The sequence below is a fragment of the Enterobacter cloacae complex sp. P15RS genome (assembly GCF_014895905.1).
In the GTDB taxonomy this organism is placed as follows: domain Bacteria; phylum Pseudomonadota; class Gammaproteobacteria; order Enterobacterales; family Enterobacteriaceae; genus Enterobacter; species Enterobacter quasihormaechei.
On sequence record NZ_JADBQL010000037.1, the window covers coordinates 97,493 to 113,465 of the forward strand.

A 15,973-nucleotide genomic window follows, 5' to 3' on the forward strand; every position below is an offset into this window, starting at 1 on the left:
TTACCGGGCCTACAACGGCTCTGAACCGTAGGCCGGGTAAGGCGCAGCCGCCACCCGGCAAACAACGGCGTCACTGCATCCCTAACATCCTCGGCAGCCACAATGATATCGCCGGGATATACGTCACCATCCCCAGCACCACCAGCAGGATGCCGTAGAACGGCAGCATCGCCCGCACCACGGTTTCAATCTTCTGCTTGCTCACCGCGCTCGCCACAAACAGCACCGACCCAACCGGCGGGGTGATCAGCCCGATCCCCAGGTTAACCATCATGATCATCCCGAAGTGCACCGGGTCGATCCCCAGCGCGTTGGTCACCGGCAGCAGCACCGGCGTCAGGATCAGAATGATCGGTGCCATGTCCATCAGCGTGCCAATCAGCAGTAGCATGACGTTGAGATACATCAGGATCACGTACTTGTTATCGGAGAGCGACGTGAAGAACTCGGTGATGCGCATCGGCAGCTGCATGTAGGTCATTACCGCGCCAAACGCTGCGGCAAAGCCGATTAAAATCATCACGATGGTGACGGTTTTCACCGTGCGGCACATCAGCTTCGGCAGTTCGCTCCATTTGTAGTCGCGGTAGATAAACATGGTGACGAAAAACGCCCACAGGCAGGCCACGGCGGCAGATTCGGTGGCGGTAAAAATCCCGGACAAGATCCCGCCGAGGATAATCACCACCGTCATCAGCCCCCACAGGGCATCGAGCATGATTTTCAGCGCCTGCCTGAACGGGATTTTGTCCCCCTTCGGGTATCCGCGCTTGCGGGCGAAGCACAGGCAGAGCACCATCAGGCTCACGCCCAGCAGCAGGCCCGGCAATACGCCCGCGATAAACAGCGTGGCGATGGAGACCGTGCCCCCCGCCGCCAGGGAGTAAATCACCGAGTTGTGGCTGGGCGGGATTAAAATCGCCTGCACCGACCCGCTGGCCGTTACCGCCGCCGCGTATTCGCGCGGGTAGCCCTTCTTCTCCATCTCCGGGATCATCACGCTGCCGATGGACGCCGTATCCGCCACCGACGAGCCGGAAATCGCGCCGAAGAACGTTGAAGCCACGATGTTCACCAGCGACAGCCCGCCGCGAATAAAGCCGACAAAGACGTACGCGAAGTTAACCAGCCGTCGGGCAATGCCCCCTTCCGCCATGATCGCTCCGGCAAGGATGAAGAACGGGATCGCCAGCAGGGTAAATTTGTTCACCCCACTGGTGATCTGGATCATCAGCGCCTCCAGCGGTAAATCAATCCACAGCGCACCTGCCACGGCGCTCAGCCCCACGGCGAAGGCCACCGGCATCCCCAGCGCCAGCAAAATGGCGAGGGTGAATAACAAAACAAAAGCATCCATTGTTCACCCCTTAACTGTGATTGCCGATCAGCACGACCGGACGGTTTTCCTGCGCGCCAAACAGCAGGCGTTCAAGCACAAACAGAATCAAAATCGCCGACCCGATCGGCAGCGGCAGGTAGCTTTCGCCGGAAGTCAGGATCGGGAACTCCGCCACCGGCTGCTCCCACAGCTCGACGCACAGCCAGTAGCTGTACCAGCACATCAGACCGGAAATCAGCAGCATCAGCAGATCAACCACACGTACACACAACTTTTGCAGCGACGCGGGCAGACGGTCGGTGAGCATGTTGACCGCAATATGCGATCCGGCGCGGTAGCTCACCGCCGCGCCGATAAAGGTAAACGTCACCATGCAGATAATGGCGACGGGCTCCGGCCAGGATTCGCCGCGGTTGAGCACGTAGCGTGAGAAGATACCGATGGGGATGACAATCGTCATCACCAGCAGCGAGACACCCGCCACCGCCATGGCGAGCAGGTACAGACGATCCATCCACTTCAGGTAGAGTTCGGACATACGTACTCCGGATCACTGAACGTCGGCGATGGCTTTCATCAGATCCTGATGCTTGTCGCCATACTGCGCGCGCACCGGCTCTGTCGCCTTGATAAACACCGTTTTATCAATATCGTGGAACTGCACGCCGCCGGCCTTCATTTTCGCCAGCGCCTGGTCGTTATAGGCATTCCACAGCTTGCGCTGCTCTAACTGCGCGTCACGGGCCAGGGTCAGGATCTTCTGCTGCTCGTCAGCGCTCAGCTTGTCCCATTTCACTTTGGAGTACAGCAGCATTTCCGGGGTGATGAAATGGCCGCTCAGCGTGTAGTTTTTCGCAACCGGCATGTAGTTGTGGGCGACAAAGGTAGGCGGGTTGTTCTCCGCACCGTCAATCACCCCGGTCTGCATGCCGCTGTACACCTCGCTGACGCCCATCGCGATTGCGTTCGCCCCCATCGCTTTCAGCGTGGCCAGCGCCACCGGGCTACCCTGCACGCGGATTTTCTTCCCTTTCAGATCGTCCGGCTTGACGATCGGCTCTTTGGTGATCAGGTTGCGGGTGCCGGAGTCCATCCAGCCGAGGAACACCAGACGCGATTTCGGGTTGGCGGTGAGCTTGTCGCCGATCTGCTTGCCGATATCCCCGTCGATCACCTTGTGCATGTGGTCCTCATCGCGGAACACGTAGGGCAGCGTAAACACTTCGATATCCGGCAGGATGGCGGCAACCGGCGCCATGGAGACGCGGATCATATCAATCGCCCCCATCTGCGCCTGCTCAATCATCTGCTTTTCATCCCCCAGCACGCCGCCGGGAAAGACCTTAATCTCCAGCTTGCCGTCGGTTTGTTGCTTAAGTTTTTCTCCCATCTGCTGAACCGCCACCACGTTCGGGTAGCCTTCAGGATGCACATCGGCGGCTTTAATGGTTTGCGCGGAAACGGTGCAGGCAAAAGCAGACAGGCACAGAGCGGCCAGTAACGGCTTGAGGGTCGTTTTCATTCAGTCAACTCCAGGGTAGTGAGATAAGCGTTAAAACGGTGTTTTAGTTTTTGACGTTTAAAAATTAGACTACGGCTGGAAAAGGGAGGGTGAAGCGCCTCACAAAAGCGCGAAATTTTGAAACGATGGTTCGAAATTGTGATGGGTGCTTGTCGGGTGGCGGCTGCGCCTTACCCGACCTACTACACCCGTAAGCCCGTGCAAGCGAAGCGCCGCCGGGCTTCAGGCCGCACTTACCCCTTACGAATCACATACCGGTACGGCAGGGTTTCCGTTTGCTGCGCCACCAGCTCGTGTTCCATAAAGGTACAAAAGCCGGGGATATCGCGGGTGGTGGCCGGATCGTCAGCGACGATCAGTAGCGTTTCGCCGCTCTGCATGTTACGTACGGTTTTACGCACCATCATTACCGGCTCCGGGCAACGGAGGCCCTGGGCGTCAAGCGTGTGGTCTGGGCTGGAAAACAGATCGGTCATTTTCTTCTCGTTCAGGTAAAAACGGCTGTAGTTTACGCCCCGCTATCGTCAATGCAAACCAGGTTAACGATTGCGTGAAAATTAGCCATTGCAAAGTGCGGTCAAAGCAGTATCATGCGGCGGCTTTATTGGGTTCCCTCACCCCAAATATTAATCAAAAAGGTACAATATGAACTCCTTTACACAATCGCAGCGCGTCAAAGCGTTGTTCTGGCTTTCGCTATTTCATCTGCTGGTGATCATCTCCAGTAACTATCTGGTACAGCTCCCCATCTCCATTTTTGGTTTCCATACCACCTGGGGCGCATTCAGTTTTCCGTTTATTTTCCTCGCGACCGATTTAACCGTGCGTATCTTTGGCGCACCGCTGGCGCGGCGGATTATTTTTGCGGTGATGATCCCGGCGCTGTTCGTCTCCTACGCCATCTCCTCCCTGTTTTACATGGGTAGCTGGCAGGGCGTTGAAGCGCTGACGCATTTCAACCTGTTCGTCGCGCGTATTGCCGCCGCCAGCTTTATGGCCTATGCCCTGGGGCAGATCCTCGATGTTCACGTCTTTAACCGCCTGCGTCAGAATCATCGCTGGTGGATGGCACCGACGGCGTCGACGCTGTTCGGTAACGTGAGCGATACGCTGGCCTTCTTCTTTATTGCCTTCTGGCGCAGCCCGGACGCCTTCATGGCAGAACACTGGATGGAAATCGCCCTTGTGGACTACGCCTTTAAGGTGCTTATCAGCCTGGTTTTCTTCCTGCCGATGTACGGCGTGCTGTTGAATATGCTGCTGAAAAGGCTGGCAGATAAATCTGAAATCGCCGCATTACAGGCAGGTTAAGGGTTCGCTTTATCAGTTGTGATAAGATGAACGAATGAGCCGCTATGGCCGTTTATCGAAAGGAAGAAGTCAATGCGCAATCTGGTTAAATATGTCGGGATTGGCCTGCTGGTTGTTGGCCTTGCAGCCTGTGATAACAGCGACACCAAAACGCCTGCTCAAAGCGCGTCAGCAGAAAGCAACGCCACCGGTCAGCCGGTGAGCCTGATGGATGGCAAACTCAGTTTCTCTCTGCCCGCGGATATGACCGATCAGAGCGGTAAGCTGGGCACTCAGGCGAACAACATGCACGTCTATTCCGATGCCACCGGCCAAAAAGCGGTCATTGTGATTGTCGGTGACGATACCAGCGAAGATCTGGGCGTGCTGGCCAAACGTCTGGAAGACCAGCAGCGCAGCCGCGACCCGCAGCTTCAGGTGGTCACCAACAAGTCGATTGAACTGAAAGGCCACACGCTGCAACAGCTGGACAGCATCATCTCCGCCAAAGGCCAGACCGCGTACTCCTCCGTGGTGCTCGGCAAGGTGGATAACAAACTGCTGACCATGCAGATCACCCTGCCGGCAGACAATCAGCAGAAAGCGCAGAGCGCCGCTGAAAACATCATTAACACTCTCGTGATCCAGTAATCGTTCACCGGGATACCGTGGCCTCCGTCGCTTGCGCCGGGGGCCATTTTTTTGCCACGACTTTCAGACTAACGCTCCAGACGAAGCACTTCCGGCGCACTACAATTAACGAGCCCCCCGGAAAAAGGAATTCTTATGACTGCCAGCCCGCCCGATAAAGCCGGACTTCATATTTTACTCAAACTCGCCTGCCTGGTGGTTATCCTTGCGGGTATCCACGCGGCAGCGGATATCATTGTTCAGCTTCTGCTGGCGCTGTTTTTCGCCATCGTCCTCAACCCGCTGGTGACATGGTTTTTACGCCGGGGCATCAGCCGCCCGGTCGCCATCACCATTGTGGTTATCGTAATGCTGATTGTGCTGACGGCGCTGTTCGGCGTGCTCGCCGCCTCGCTGAGTGAATTTTCCACTATGCTGCCGCAGTACAATAAAGAGCTGACGCGCAAGCTGGTCGATCTCCAGCGAATGATGCCGTTCGTTAATCTGCATATTTCACCGGAGCGAATGCTGCGCCGGATGGATTCCGAGAAGGTCATGACCTACGCCACCACGTTAATGACCGGGCTTTCCGGGGCGATGGCCAGCATTCTGCTGCTGGTGATGACGGTGGTGTTTATGCTGTTCGAAGTGCGCCACGTGCCGTACAAGCTGCGTTTTGCCCTGAACAATCCGCAGATCCATATTGCCGGCTTGCACCGCGCGCTGAAGGGCGTGTCCAAATATCTGGCGCTGAAAACCCTGCTTAGCCTGTGGACCGGCGTGATTGTCTGGCTGGGGCTGGTACTGCTGGACGTGCAGTTCGCGCTGATGTGGGGCGTGCTGGCGTTTTTACTGAACTACGTGCCCAATATCGGCGCGGTGCTTTCTGCCGTCCCGCCGATGATCCAGGCGTTCCTTTTTAACGGTTTTTATGAGTGCATGCTGGTGGGGGCGCTGTTCCTTGTCGTGCACATGGTACTGGGCAATATTCTCGAACCGCGCATGATGGGCCACCGCCTGGGCATGTCGACGATGGTGGTGTTTTTATCATTACTGATCTGGGGATGGCTCCTGGGACCGGTGGGCATGTTGCTCTCCGTACCGCTCACCAGCGTCTGTAAAATCTGGATGGAAACCACCAAAGGAGGCAGTAAACTCGCCATTCTGCTGGGGCCGGGTAGGCCAAAAAGCCGTTTGCCGGGATAACCGGGTGAAAAGGGTTAAAAGTGACGTTTATTCGCCAGCGCGACGACAACATTGTACGATGTGCGCAGAAAATCGCGCTGGCGAAGAAAAAGTCACAGAAACAGGTTTATCGCGGACGCGCGTAGATGAAATTTACACTTACCATTATCGACTGGCAGGCAAGAGCGCCAGGACTCAGCGATGCCGGAGCATGGCAGGCATGGTCACGCGGGTTTGACGCTATCGATCCCGCGGCACCGCTGGCGAAACTGACCGATCTGCCCATGATGACTGCCCGCCGCCTTAATTCAGGCAGCAGGCTGGCCGTTGATCTTGGCCTGATGATGCTGCGCAAACACCGCATCGAGGCCGTCGTCTACGCCAGCCGTCACGGGGAGCTGGAACGCAATTTCCGTATTCTCCAGGCCCTGGCGGCAGAACAGCCCGTGTCCCCTACTGATTTTGCCATGTCGGTACACAACTCGGCGGTCGGCAATCTCACCATCGCCGCACGCCAGCCTGTCGTCTCCTCATCGGTTTCCGCCGGTATGGATACCTTCCAGCAGAGCTTATGCGAGGTGCTGAGCCTGCTGCATGCGGGCTACTCCCGCGTGTTGCTGGTGGATTTCGACGGCCTGCTGCCGGCGTTTTATCACGCCGGGCTGCCGCCGCAGATGCCCGTCTGGCCCTACGCGCTGGCGCTGGTGATTGAGGCCGGAGAAACGCTCAGCTGTGAAACGCGCGCCAACCGCACGGCTGAAGAGCCCGCGCTGCCGCAAAGCCTCCAGTTTCTGCGCCATTACCTGCGCGACGCGCGCCAGTTTACCCTGCCGGGCGAGCGTCTGCTGTGGCAATGGACGCGCCAATGAGTGGGTTACTTTCCCGCCTCAATCGGGTATGGCGCATGCTGATGACCGGATTGTGCTTCGTCCTGTTTGGCCTCGGCGGGCTGACGCTGTCGCTGGTGTGGTTTAACCTGCTGCTGATTTTCCAGCGCGACCGCACTCAGCGCCGCCGCCTGGCACGCCGCACGATTTCCGCCAGTTTTCGCCTGTTCCTCGCCGTGGTACGCGGGGTAGGGGTGCTGGATTACCGTTTCAACAACCTGGACGTTCTGCGCGCCGAGCGGGGCTGTCTGGTGATTGCGAATCACCCTTCGCTGCTGGACTACGTCCTGCTGGCTTCGGTGATGAACGAAACCGACTGTCTGGTGAAAAGCGCGTTGCTGCGTAACCCGTTCGTCAGCGGCGTGATCCGCGCGGCTGACTATCTGATTAACAGCGAAGCAGACACGCTGCTTGCCGCAAGCCAGCAGCGTCTGGCCCAGGGCGACACCCTGCTTATCTTCCCGGAAGGCACCCGCACCCGGGTGGGAGAAGCCATTACCCTGCAACGCGGGGCGGCGAATATCGCCGTTCGCTGCAACAGCGCCGTGCGCGTAGTGGTGATCCACTGTAGCGAACGCATGCTGGATAAACAGAGCAGCTGGTATAACGTTCCCCCCAATAAACCTGTTTTCACCGTGGATGTTCGCGAACGCATCAACATTCATGATTTTTATGATGCGAGTCAGCACGAGCCCGCGCTGGCGGCAAGGCAGTTAAACCGGCATATGCAGCATCAGTTAACAACCGGTCTTCAATCTTTGTCAGGAACGAAAGATGCAAGCGCTCTATCTTGAAATTAAGAATCTCATTATCTCTACGCTGAATCTGGAAGAACTTACCCCAGAGGATATTGATACGGACGCCGCGCTCTTTGGCGACGGGCTGGGTCTGGACTCAATCGACGCCCTTGAGCTGGGGCTGGCGGTGAAAAATCAATACGGCGTAGTGCTTTCTGCCGAAAGTGACGAGATGCGTCAGCACTTCTATTCCGTTGCCACGCTCGCGGCTTTTATCCATCAACAACGCGCCTGAGAATGACCGCCATGACAGAACAACAAACGATTTATCAGGAAGTCTCTGCGCTTCTTATTACGCTGTTTGAAATCGCCCCGGAGGACATTACCCCTGAGGCGCGGCTTTACGAGGATCTGGACCTCGACAGCATTGATGCCGTCGATATGGTGGTGCACCTGCAAAAGAAAACGGGCCATAAAATCAAGCCTGAAACCTTTAAGGCGGTGCGCACGGTGCAGGACGTCGTGAACGTTGTGGAACAGCTTCAGCGCGACGCGTAACGTGCGTTCGATGCCGATCCTTCCCGTCCTGACGGGGCTGACGCTGCTGGCATGGCCGTTTTTGATCGGCTTCGGGCTGGCGAATAATAGCCTGCACGGGATACTGCCCGTGATGGCGCTGATACTGCTGTTGCGCGTCTGCCAGGCTCGCCGTCAGGGCGGCCCCCTGCGTTATCTGTTCGTGAGCGTGGCGCTGGCTGGCGTGGCGCTTTGCGCGGCGAGCTACGTCCTGCATGCGCATCAGTGGGTACTGTTTTATCCGGTGGTGGTGAATCTGGTCATGCTGGCGGTGTTTGGCGGCTCGCTGTGGACGGCAATGCCTGTTGTCGAACGGCTGGCGCGCCTGCGTGAGCCGGCTCTCTCGCCCGTCGGCGTACGCTACACGCGCCGGGTTACGCAAGTCTGGTGCGGCTTTTTTATTATCAACGGGGCGATCGCGCTGTTTACCGTGCTTCACGCCGATATCCGCCTGTGGACGCTGTGGAACGGGATGATTGCCTATCTCCTGATGGGCACGCTGATGGCCTGCGAGTGGCTGGTGCGACAACGGGTGATGAAAAACGATGCTTAACCCTCTTCCGCTTGGCCAGTGGCTGAACGCGCCGCGTCCTGACGACACCCCCATCGCCTGGTGCGGGGAGCGCCTCTGGACGCTCGGCAACCTGCGCCACGACGTCACTTGGCTGGTCGACACGCTGCGCCATGAAGAGGGCGAGCGCTGGGCGCTGTGCGTTGAAAATGGCTATCTGTTTATCGTCGCGCTGCTGGCGACGCTGCACGCGGGCAAAACGCCAGTCCTTCCGGGCCACACCCGCGGCGCGCAGCTTGAGGAGCAGCGGGGGCTGTTCAGCGGCGTGCTGAGCGACAGCGCGCTCGATTTTCAGGGGCGACAGCTGCGGGTGGCTTCTGCTCAGCGGGCAGGCCATACCTCTTCACCGCTGCCTGCCATCGACGAGATGCGCACGATCGAGCTGTACACCTCCGGCTCGACCGGCGCGCCGCAGCGGGTGAGTAAGCCGGTGATCAGCCTCGATCGTGAAGCCCGTCTGCTGGCGGAGCATTTTGGCGATCGTCTGGCGGGCCGTCACGTCGTGGCTTCGGTAGTACTGCACCACCTGTATGGCCTGACGTTTCGTGTCGTCTTACCCATGGCGCTCGGCCTGCCGCTGTACGCCAGCCTGCTCAACTATGTCGAGCAGCTCGCTGCTCTTCCAGGCGATAAACGCTATCTTTTCATCAGCAGCCCGGCGTTCCTCAAGCGGCTGGACGCGTCGCTGATGCCGCCTCCCGTCGATCTCCTCTTTTCCGCCGGCGGCGTGCTGCCCTGGCAGGCGGTTACCGCAGTTCAGGCCTGGCTCAACGTCTGGCCGGATGAGATTTACGGCAGCACGGAAACGGGGGTTATGGCCTGGCGCTACCGTCAGGAGGAAAGCACGCGCTGGCAGCCCTTCACCGGCGTAACGTTTCATGGCGATCGCGTGACATCGCCGCTGATCCCCGAGGCGGAGGGGATCGTGCTGGATGACATCATGCACTTCACCGCTGACGGGCGGTTCAACCTCGTTGGGCGCCGTGGCCGGGTGGTCAAAATTGAAGATAAACGCATTTCGCTCGATGAAATTGAGCGTCGCCTGCTGGCGCTGGACGGCATCCGTGAGGCCGCTGCGCTGACGGTCACGCGCGGCGGGCGTCAGGGCATTGGCGTGCTGCTGGTGCTGAACGACGCCGCGCGTCAGCAGCGGGATGAACAGGGCAAAAAAGCGCAGGAGCTCGCCTGGCGTCGCGCCCTTCGCCCCTGGCTTGAACCGGTTGCAGTGCCGCGCTACTGGCGGATCGTTGATGAAATCCCGGTCAACAGCATGAACAAGCGCGTGACTGCACAGCTACAGGAGTTGTTTCATGAAGATCCCTGAAATCGAACGCCGCGAGCCTGAACCCGGGCATCTGGAGATAACCTTCTATCTCGACCCCGTTCTGGTCTGGTTCAGGGGGCATTTCGCCGTACAGCCACTGCTGCCCGGCGTGGCGCAGCTCGACTGGGTAATGCACTACGCCGCCGCGCTGGCGCCGGGCTACCGTTTTCACAGTATTCAGAACGTGAAGTTCGCTGCCCCGCTGTTGCCGGAGAATACGGTCACGCTGCACCTGGCGTGGCAACCCGAACGCCAGATGCTGACCTTCAGCTATCAGCGCCACGCGGGCAGCGAGCGCCACACCGCCAGTAGCGGGAAGATTCGCTTATGTCAGTAACCTTCCGCCCCTGCGTGCTTATTCCGTGCTACAACCACGGGGCGATGATGGCTTCAGTGCTGACGCGCCTCGCGCCGTTCGATCTGCCCTGTCTGGTGGTGGACGACGGCAGCGATGAACCCACCCGCCGCACGCTTGAAGCGCTGGCGGCGGATCGTCCGCAGGTCACGCTGCTGCGGCTGGCAGAAAACAGCGGCAAAGGCGCGGCGGTGATGCGGGGGCTGGAAGCCTGCGCAGCGCGCGGTTTCACCCACGCCGTTCAGGTCGACGCTGACGGTCAGCACGCTATCGAAGACATTCCCAGACTGCTGGCGCTGGCCGAACGCCATCCCGATGCGCTCATTTCCGGGCAGCCCGTTTACGATGACTCGATCCCCAGTTCGCGCCTGTACGGACGCTGGATAACCCACGTCTGGGTCTGGATTGAAACCCTCTCCCTGCAACTGAAAGACAGCATGTGCGGGTTTCGCGTTTATCCGATAGCGCCGGTGCTGAAACTTGCGGCAACCACGCCGCTCGGCAGGCGGATGGATTTTGATACCGAAGTGATGGTGCGCCTCTACTGGCAGGGCAATAACAGCTATTTTCTGCCCACCCGCGTGACCTACCCGCCGGACGGGGTGTCCCATTTCGATGCCCTGAAAGACAACATGCGCATCTCCCTGATGCATGCCCGCCTGTTTCTCGGCATGCTGCCGCGTATGCCCACGCTGCTGATGCGTCGCCGCTCGCAGCACTGGGCGCAACAGCAGGAGGTGAAAGGATTGTGGGGCATGCGCCTGATGCTGCGCGTCTGGCAGCTGCTGGGACGAAAGGCGTTCACCGTCCTGCTGTGGCCAGTTACGGCCGTCTACTGGCTGACTGCCCGCTCTGCACGCCGGGCATCCCGCCAGTGGCTGGCGCGGGTTAAAACGGTGATGGCACAGCGGCAGATGACGCCACCCGCGCGGCTCAACAGTTTTTCCCACTTCCTGCGCTTCGGTCATGCCATGCTGAACAAAGTGGCCAGCTGGCGCGGCGAAATGAAGCCTCATCGCGATCTGGTCTTCGCACCAGGCGCGCAGGAGGCGCTCGGTCTCGATGACCCACGGGGCAAACTGCTGCTCGCGTCGCACCTTGGCGATGTGGAAGCCTGCCGGGCGCTGGCCCAGCGCGAAGGGGCGAAAACCATTAACGCGCTGGTCTTTAGCGACAACGCCAGACGTTTTAAGCAGGTGATGGAGGAGATGGCGCCGCAGGCGGGCATTCACCTGATGCCGGTCACCGACATCGGCCCGGATACCGCCATCCTCATTAAAGAGAAGCTCGATCGCGGCGAATGGGTGGCTATCGTCGGCGATCGCATCGCCGTCACCCCGCAGCGCGGCGGCAGCTGGCGGGTGGTATGGAGCGAATTTATGGGCCAGCCCGCGCCGTTCCCGCAGGGACCGTTTATTCTGGCGTCCATACTGCGCTGCCCGGTGGTGCTGATTTTTGCCCTCTGCCAGCAGGGGAAACTGACCCTGCATTGCGAGCCGTTTGCCGACCCGCTGCTATTGCCGCGCGGCGAACGCCAGCAGGCGCTACAGCAGACCGTCGACTGCTATGCGCAACGGCTGGAGCATTACGCGCTCATGTCGCCGCTCGACTGGTTTAATTTTTTCGATTTCTGGCAGCTGCCAGAGGTCAACGAGAAGGAGTAAAGGGTGCTGACCGATCCCCGCTTTACGGCTGAAGTTGAAATCACCGTGCCGTTCCACGACGTCGATATGATGGGCGTGGTGTGGCACGGCAATTATTTTCGTTACTTTGAGATTGCCCGCGAAGCGCTGCTCAACCAGTTTGATTACGGCTATCGCCAGATGAAAGCGTCCGGCTACGTCTGGCCCGTGGTAGATACCCGTGTGAAATACCGCGATGCGGTGACCTTCGAGCAGCGCATTCGCGTCCGCGCCCACGTTGAGGAGTATGAAAACCGTCTGCGCATCGCCTATCAAATCTTCGACGCGCAAACCGGGAAACGCACCACCACCGGCTACACCATTCAGGTAGCGGTGGAAGAAACAAGCCGGGAGATGTGCTTTGTCAGCCCGGCCATTCTGTTCGAACGCATGGGGATCGCGCCATGAAATGGATAATGCTGCTTGCGCTGCTGATAAGCCCGCTGGTGAACGCGATAACGCTGGATGAACTGCAACAGCGGTTTGCGGAGCAACCGGTGGTGCGCGCGCACTTCGAACAGATCCGTACCATCAAAGACATGCCTCAGCCACTGCGCTCGCAGGGGGAGATGCTGATCGCCCGCGACAGCGGCCTGCTGTGGGATCAAAAAACGCCGTTTTCGATGACCCTGCTGCTGGATGACACGCGGATGGTGCAGAGCGTTAACGGTCAGCCACCGCAGACCCTTACCGCTGACACTAACCCCCAGATGTTCCAGTTCAACCACCTGCTGCGGGCACTGTTCCAGGCCGACCGCAAGGTGCTGGAAGAGAACTTCCGCATCGATTTCAAAGATCTGGGCGAAGGCCGCTGGTCGCTGGTGCTGACGCCCACCACCACGCCGCTGGATAAGATCTTCACCTCCCTTGATCTGAAGGGCGCGATCTATCTGGAGTCGATTCGCCTGAACGATAAGCAGGGCGATACGACGGATATCGCGCTCTCCCGCCACCAGCTCACGCCCGCCCGCCTGACCGATGCAGAACGCCAGCGCTTTGCCGCACCGTAAACCTCTGCGCCCGGCGCTGCTGTGGGCCACGGTATGCCTGATCCTGCTGGGCGTACTGCTGTCGCTGCTGCCCGGCGCGCGGCTGAACAGCAGCGTGCTCGCCATGCTGCCGAAACAGACGCTCGGCGCGATCCCTCCCGCCCTCAACGACGGATTTATACAGCGCCTCGACCGCCAGCTCATCTGGCTGGTCAGCCCCGGCAAACAGCCGGACCCGCGCGTGGCGCAACGGTGGTTGACCCTGCTGCAACACAGCCAGGCGCTGAGCGTCGTAAAAGGGCCGCTGGACGCCGCCGGGCAACAGGCCTGGGGGGATTTCTTCTGGCAGCACCGCAATGGCCTGGTCGATCCGGCCACCCGCGCACGCCTGCAAAACGGCGGTGAAGCGCAGGCACAGTGGATCCTCTCCCAGCTCTACTCCGCCTTTTCCGGCGTGAGCGGCAGGGAGCTGCAAAACGATCCGCTGATGCTGATGCGCGGCGCGCAGCTCGCGCTGGCGAAGAACAGCCAGAAGATGCAGCTGATGGACGGCTGGCTGGTGACAAAAGACGCGGACGGGAACTACTGGTATCTGCTGCACGGCGAACTGGCGGGCTCCTCGTTCGATATGCAGCAAACCCGCCAGCGGGTGACCACCCTAAACGCGTTGCAGCAGACGCTGAAAGCCGAGTTTCCACAGGCGCAGCTGCTCTCGCGCGGGACGGTATTCTACAGCGATTACGCCAGCCAGCAGGCCAAAAGAGATATTTCCACGCTCGGCGTCGCCACGGTGCTCGGGGTGATCCTGCTGATTGTGTTAGTGTTCCGCTCCGTGCGTCCGCTGCTGCTGAGCCTGCTTTCTATTGGCATAGGCGCGCTGGCGGGCACGGTCGCGACGCTGCTGCTGTTTGGCGAGCTGCACCTGATGACGCTGGTGATGAGCATGAGCATCATCGGTATCTCGGCGGACTATACGATTTACTACCTCACGGAGCGGATGGTGCACGGCGCGGAACAGTCGCCCTGGCAAAGCCTGGCGAAGGTGCGTAACGCGCTGCTGCTGGCGCTGCTGACCACCGTCGTGGCATATCTCTTCATGATGCTGGCCCCCTTCCCCGGCATTCGTCAGATGGCGGTCTTCGCCGCCGCAGGGCTGAGCGCCTCGTGCCTGACGGTGATTTTCTGGCATCCGTGGCTGTGCCGGGGCATGCCGGTTCGCCCGGTCCCGCTGAGCGGGATGATGCAGCGCTGGCTGAACGCCTGGCGCGACGGTAAAGTCCTCTCCGTCGGGCTGCCGGTCGCGCTGGCGCTCCTGTCCACCATCGGAATCGCCAGCCTGCGGGTCGACGACGATATCGCCCAGCTTCAGGCGCTGCCGCAGGATATTCTGGCGCAGGAAAAAACCATCACCGCCCTGACCGGGCAGAACGTCGATCAGAAGTGGTTCGTGGTGTACGGCGCGTCGGCGCAGGAAACGCTGGAGCGGCTGGAGGCGTTTACCCCGGCGCTGGCGCAGGCGCAAAAAGCCGGTGAATTTACCCGCTGGCGCACCCTGCCGTTGAACTCGCTGGCACGACAGAAAAGCGATCTGCATCTTCTGCGCAACGCCGCGCCGACGGTGACGAAAATGCTGCAAAGCACGGGGCTGAAGGCCAGTGAACCGAACCTGAACGCCATGCCTGTCAGCGTGGAGGCGTGGCTCGCCAGCCCGGCCAGCGAGGGCTGGCGTTTGCTGTGGCTGACGCTGCCGGACGGCAAAAGCGGTGTGCTGGTCCCGGTCGATGGCGTCAGGAACAGCGCCGCGCTCGGCGAGCTGGCCGCCCGCCAACCGGGGGTTGTCTGGGTCGATCGTAAAGCCCGCTTCGACAGCCTGTTTTCGCTCTACCGCTCGCTGCTGACGGGGCTTCTGGGCGTGGCGCTGGCGGTGATTGCCTGCGGCGCGATGGTGCGTCTTGGCTGGCGAAAAGGGCTGGTGGCCCTGGTGCCGTCCGTACTGTCGCTGGGCGGCGGGCTGGCGGCGCTGGCCGTGACGGGCCATCCGGTGAACCTGTTTTCCCTGTTGGCGCTGGTGCTGGTTCTCGGCATTGGCATCAACTACACGCTGTTTTTCAGCAACCCGCGCGGCACGCCGCTGACTTCCATGCTGGCGATTACCCTCGCCATGCTGACCACCCTGCTGACGCTGGGGATGCTGGTATTCAGCACCACTCAGGCCATCAGCAGCTTTGGCATTGTGCTGGTGAGCGGTATCTTCACCGCGTTCCTGCTCGCCCCGCTGGCGATGCCGACTAACAAAGAGAACTCTCCATGATCCGTTTTATTCGCCTGGCGGCAGTAATGATGGCCCTGCTGCTTGCGGGGTGTAGCCATACGACGAATCGCGATGACGCGCTCCCTCAGGCCTGGCTAGAGCCGGGCACACGCGTCACGCTGCCGCCGCCGGGGATCACGCCTGCCATCAGCGCGCAGCAGTTGCTTACCGGCAGCTTTAAAGGCCAGACCCAGTCGCTGCTGGTGATGCTGAACGCCGACGGCGATAAAGTGACGCTGGCGGGCCTCTCCTCCGTCGGGATCCGCCTGTTTCTCGCCACCTACGACGATACCGGGATCCACACCGAGCAGTCGGTTGTGATGCCGCAGCTGCCGCCCGCCAGCCAGGTGCTGGCCGACGTGATGCTGAGCCACTGGCCGCTCAGCGCCTGGCAGCCGCAGTTGCCGAAAGGCTGGACGCTGAACGATACTGACACCAGACGCGAACTGCGCAATCCCGATGGCAAACTGGTCACGGAGATTGTCTACCTGAACCGCAAAGGCAAGCGCGAACCGATTAGCATTGCGCAGCACGCTTTTCACTACCACATCACCATTCAATATCTGGGTGACTGA

The 15,973-nt window shown here is 60.0% G+C and carries 19 protein-coding genes; 15 read left to right on the forward strand and 4 right to left on the reverse strand.

The features are described 5' to 3' along the window. Positions 1–70: 70 nt before the first annotated feature. The 4 genes from IM267_RS19505 to tusA form a co-directional block, all read right to left on the reverse strand. Entirely contained in the window at positions 71–1,357 is a 1,287-nt protein-coding gene (locus IM267_RS19505; protein WP_193034100.1) for a TRAP transporter large permease, read from the reverse strand. 10 nt (positions 1,358–1,367) lie between these two features. Then, positions 1,368–1,877, reverse strand: coding sequence for a TRAP transporter small permease (locus tag IM267_RS19510; RefSeq protein ID WP_045260961.1), 510 nt, complete (start codon positions 1,875–1,877; stop codon positions 1,368–1,370). Between the two features lie 12 nt (positions 1,878–1,889). Beyond that, positions 1,890–2,861, reverse strand: a complete 972-nt coding sequence (locus IM267_RS19515) for a TRAP transporter substrate-binding protein (protein ID WP_193034101.1) — start codon at positions 2,859–2,861, stop codon at positions 1,890–1,892. A gap of 233 nt (positions 2,862–3,094) precedes the next feature. Then, on the reverse strand, positions 3,095–3,337 hold the full coding sequence (gene tusA / locus IM267_RS19520; protein ID WP_023307136.1) for a sulfurtransferase TusA: 243 nt from the start codon (positions 3,335–3,337) through the stop codon (positions 3,095–3,097). Between the two features lie 169 nt (positions 3,338–3,506). On the opposite strand from tusA, the gene IM267_RS19525 reads away from it, so the two are divergent. From IM267_RS19525 to IM267_RS19595, 15 genes are all read left to right on the forward strand, one after another. After that, positions 3,507–4,172, forward strand: a complete 666-nt coding sequence (locus IM267_RS19525) for a 7-cyano-7-deazaguanine/7-aminomethyl-7-deazaguanine transporter (protein WP_063449994.1) — start codon at positions 3,507–3,509, stop codon at positions 4,170–4,172. A 72-nt stretch (positions 4,173–4,244) separates the two neighbouring features. Continuing rightward, positions 4,245–4,802 carry a DcrB family lipoprotein gene (locus tag IM267_RS19530; protein ID WP_193034102.1) on the forward strand — a complete coding sequence of 186 codons (558 nt, stop codon included), beginning with the start codon at positions 4,245–4,247 and terminating at the stop codon, positions 4,800–4,802. Between the two features lie 135 nt (positions 4,803–4,937). Further along, positions 4,938–5,987, forward strand: coding sequence for an AI-2E family transporter (locus IM267_RS19535; protein ID WP_063865361.1), 1,050 nt, complete (start codon positions 4,938–4,940; stop codon positions 5,985–5,987). Positions 5,988–6,112: 125 nt separating this feature from the next. Then, positions 6,113–6,835 carry a beta-ketoacyl synthase chain length factor gene (locus IM267_RS19540; protein ID WP_193034103.1) on the forward strand — a complete coding sequence of 241 codons (723 nt, stop codon included), beginning with the start codon at positions 6,113–6,115 and terminating at the stop codon, positions 6,833–6,835. Further along, complete coding sequence (locus tag IM267_RS19545) at positions 6,832–7,647, forward strand: 1-acyl-sn-glycerol-3-phosphate acyltransferase (protein ID WP_193034104.1); 816 nt, start codon at positions 6,832–6,834, stop codon at positions 7,645–7,647. The genes IM267_RS19540 and IM267_RS19545 overlap by 4 nt, the downstream gene beginning before the upstream one ends. After that, positions 7,628–7,885 (forward strand): phosphopantetheine-binding protein, encoded by a 258-nt coding sequence (locus IM267_RS19550; protein ID WP_003861263.1) that lies wholly within the window; start codon positions 7,628–7,630, stop codon positions 7,883–7,885. The genes IM267_RS19545 and IM267_RS19550 overlap by 20 nt, the downstream gene beginning before the upstream one ends. Positions 7,886–7,896: 11 nt before the next feature. Next, positions 7,897–8,148 (forward strand): acyl carrier protein, encoded by a 252-nt coding sequence (locus tag IM267_RS19555; protein ID WP_193034105.1) that lies wholly within the window; start codon positions 7,897–7,899, stop codon positions 8,146–8,148. Between the two features lie 10 nt (positions 8,149–8,158). Continuing rightward, complete coding sequence (locus tag IM267_RS19560) at positions 8,159–8,719, forward strand: hypothetical protein (RefSeq protein WP_226848215.1); 561 nt, start codon at positions 8,159–8,161, stop codon at positions 8,717–8,719. After that, positions 8,712–10,061, forward strand: a complete 1,350-nt coding sequence (locus IM267_RS19565) for an acyl-CoA synthetase (protein ID WP_193034107.1) — start codon at positions 8,712–8,714, stop codon at positions 10,059–10,061. Before IM267_RS19560 ends, IM267_RS19565 begins: the two co-directional genes overlap by 8 nt. Beyond that, positions 10,048–10,398: a hydroxymyristoyl-ACP dehydratase gene (locus IM267_RS19570; RefSeq protein ID WP_193034108.1), complete on the forward strand. Its 351-nt coding sequence runs from the start codon at positions 10,048–10,050 to the stop codon at positions 10,396–10,398. The genes IM267_RS19565 and IM267_RS19570 overlap by 14 nt, the downstream gene beginning before the upstream one ends. After that, positions 10,389–12,080 (forward strand): glycosyltransferase, encoded by a 1,692-nt coding sequence (locus IM267_RS19575; RefSeq protein WP_193034109.1) that lies wholly within the window; start codon positions 10,389–10,391, stop codon positions 12,078–12,080. Before IM267_RS19570 ends, IM267_RS19575 begins: the two co-directional genes overlap by 10 nt. A 3-nt stretch (positions 12,081–12,083) precedes the next feature. Then, positions 12,084–12,506: a thioesterase family protein gene (locus IM267_RS19580; protein WP_193034110.1), complete on the forward strand. Its 423-nt coding sequence runs from the start codon at positions 12,084–12,086 to the stop codon at positions 12,504–12,506. Beyond that, entirely contained in the window at positions 12,503–13,108 is a 606-nt protein-coding gene (locus IM267_RS19585; protein WP_193034111.1) for an outer membrane lipoprotein carrier protein LolA, read from the forward strand. Before IM267_RS19580 ends, IM267_RS19585 begins: the two co-directional genes overlap by 4 nt. Next, entirely contained in the window at positions 13,077–15,398 is a 2,322-nt protein-coding gene (locus tag IM267_RS19590) for an MMPL family transporter (protein ID WP_193034112.1), read from the forward strand. The genes IM267_RS19585 and IM267_RS19590 overlap by 32 nt, the downstream gene beginning before the upstream one ends. Further along, the gene (locus tag IM267_RS19595) at positions 15,395–15,973 is read left to right on the forward strand and encodes a DUF3261 domain-containing protein (RefSeq protein WP_193034113.1); all 579 of its coding nucleotides are present in this window, start codon (positions 15,395–15,397) and stop codon (positions 15,971–15,973) included. Before IM267_RS19590 ends, IM267_RS19595 begins: the two co-directional genes overlap by 4 nt.

Coding starts and splice junctions, on each gene's coding strand:
- IM267_RS19505 (WP_193034100.1), bottom strand. CDS start 1,357: ATGGATGCTTTTGTTTTGTTATTCACCCTCGCCATTTTGCTGGCGCTG.
- IM267_RS19510 (WP_045260961.1), bottom strand. CDS start 1,877: ATGTCCGAACTCTACCTGAAGTGGATGGATCGTCTGTACCTGCTCGCC.
- IM267_RS19515 (WP_193034101.1), bottom strand. CDS start 2,861: ATGAAAACGACCCTCAAGCCGTTACTGGCCGCTCTGTGCCTGTCTGCT.
- tusA (WP_023307136.1), bottom strand. CDS start 3,337: ATGACCGATCTGTTTTCCAGCCCAGACCACACGCTTGACGCCCAGGGC.
- IM267_RS19525 (WP_063449994.1), top strand. CDS start 3,507: ATGAACTCCTTTACACAATCGCAGCGCGTCAAAGCGTTGTTCTGGCTT.
- IM267_RS19530 (WP_193034102.1), top strand. CDS start 4,245: ATGCGCAATCTGGTTAAATATGTCGGGATTGGCCTGCTGGTTGTTGGC.
- IM267_RS19535 (WP_063865361.1), top strand. CDS start 4,938: ATGACTGCCAGCCCGCCCGATAAAGCCGGACTTCATATTTTACTCAAA.
- IM267_RS19540 (WP_193034103.1), top strand. CDS start 6,113: ATGAAATTTACACTTACCATTATCGACTGGCAGGCAAGAGCGCCAGGA.
- IM267_RS19545 (WP_193034104.1), top strand. CDS start 6,832: ATGAGTGGGTTACTTTCCCGCCTCAATCGGGTATGGCGCATGCTGATG.
- IM267_RS19550 (WP_003861263.1), top strand. CDS start 7,628: ATGCAAGCGCTCTATCTTGAAATTAAGAATCTCATTATCTCTACGCTG.
- IM267_RS19555 (WP_193034105.1), top strand. CDS start 7,897: ATGACAGAACAACAAACGATTTATCAGGAAGTCTCTGCGCTTCTTATT.
- IM267_RS19560 (WP_226848215.1), top strand. CDS start 8,159: ATGCCGATCCTTCCCGTCCTGACGGGGCTGACGCTGCTGGCATGGCCG.
- IM267_RS19565 (WP_193034107.1), top strand. CDS start 8,712: ATGCTTAACCCTCTTCCGCTTGGCCAGTGGCTGAACGCGCCGCGTCCT.
- IM267_RS19570 (WP_193034108.1), top strand. CDS start 10,048: ATGAAGATCCCTGAAATCGAACGCCGCGAGCCTGAACCCGGGCATCTG.
- IM267_RS19575 (WP_193034109.1), top strand. CDS start 10,389: ATGTCAGTAACCTTCCGCCCCTGCGTGCTTATTCCGTGCTACAACCAC.
- IM267_RS19585 (WP_193034111.1), top strand. CDS start 12,503: ATGAAATGGATAATGCTGCTTGCGCTGCTGATAAGCCCGCTGGTGAAC.
- IM267_RS19590 (WP_193034112.1), top strand. CDS start 13,077: ATGCAGAACGCCAGCGCTTTGCCGCACCGTAAACCTCTGCGCCCGGCG.
- IM267_RS19595 (WP_193034113.1), top strand. CDS start 15,395: ATGATCCGTTTTATTCGCCTGGCGGCAGTAATGATGGCCCTGCTGCTT.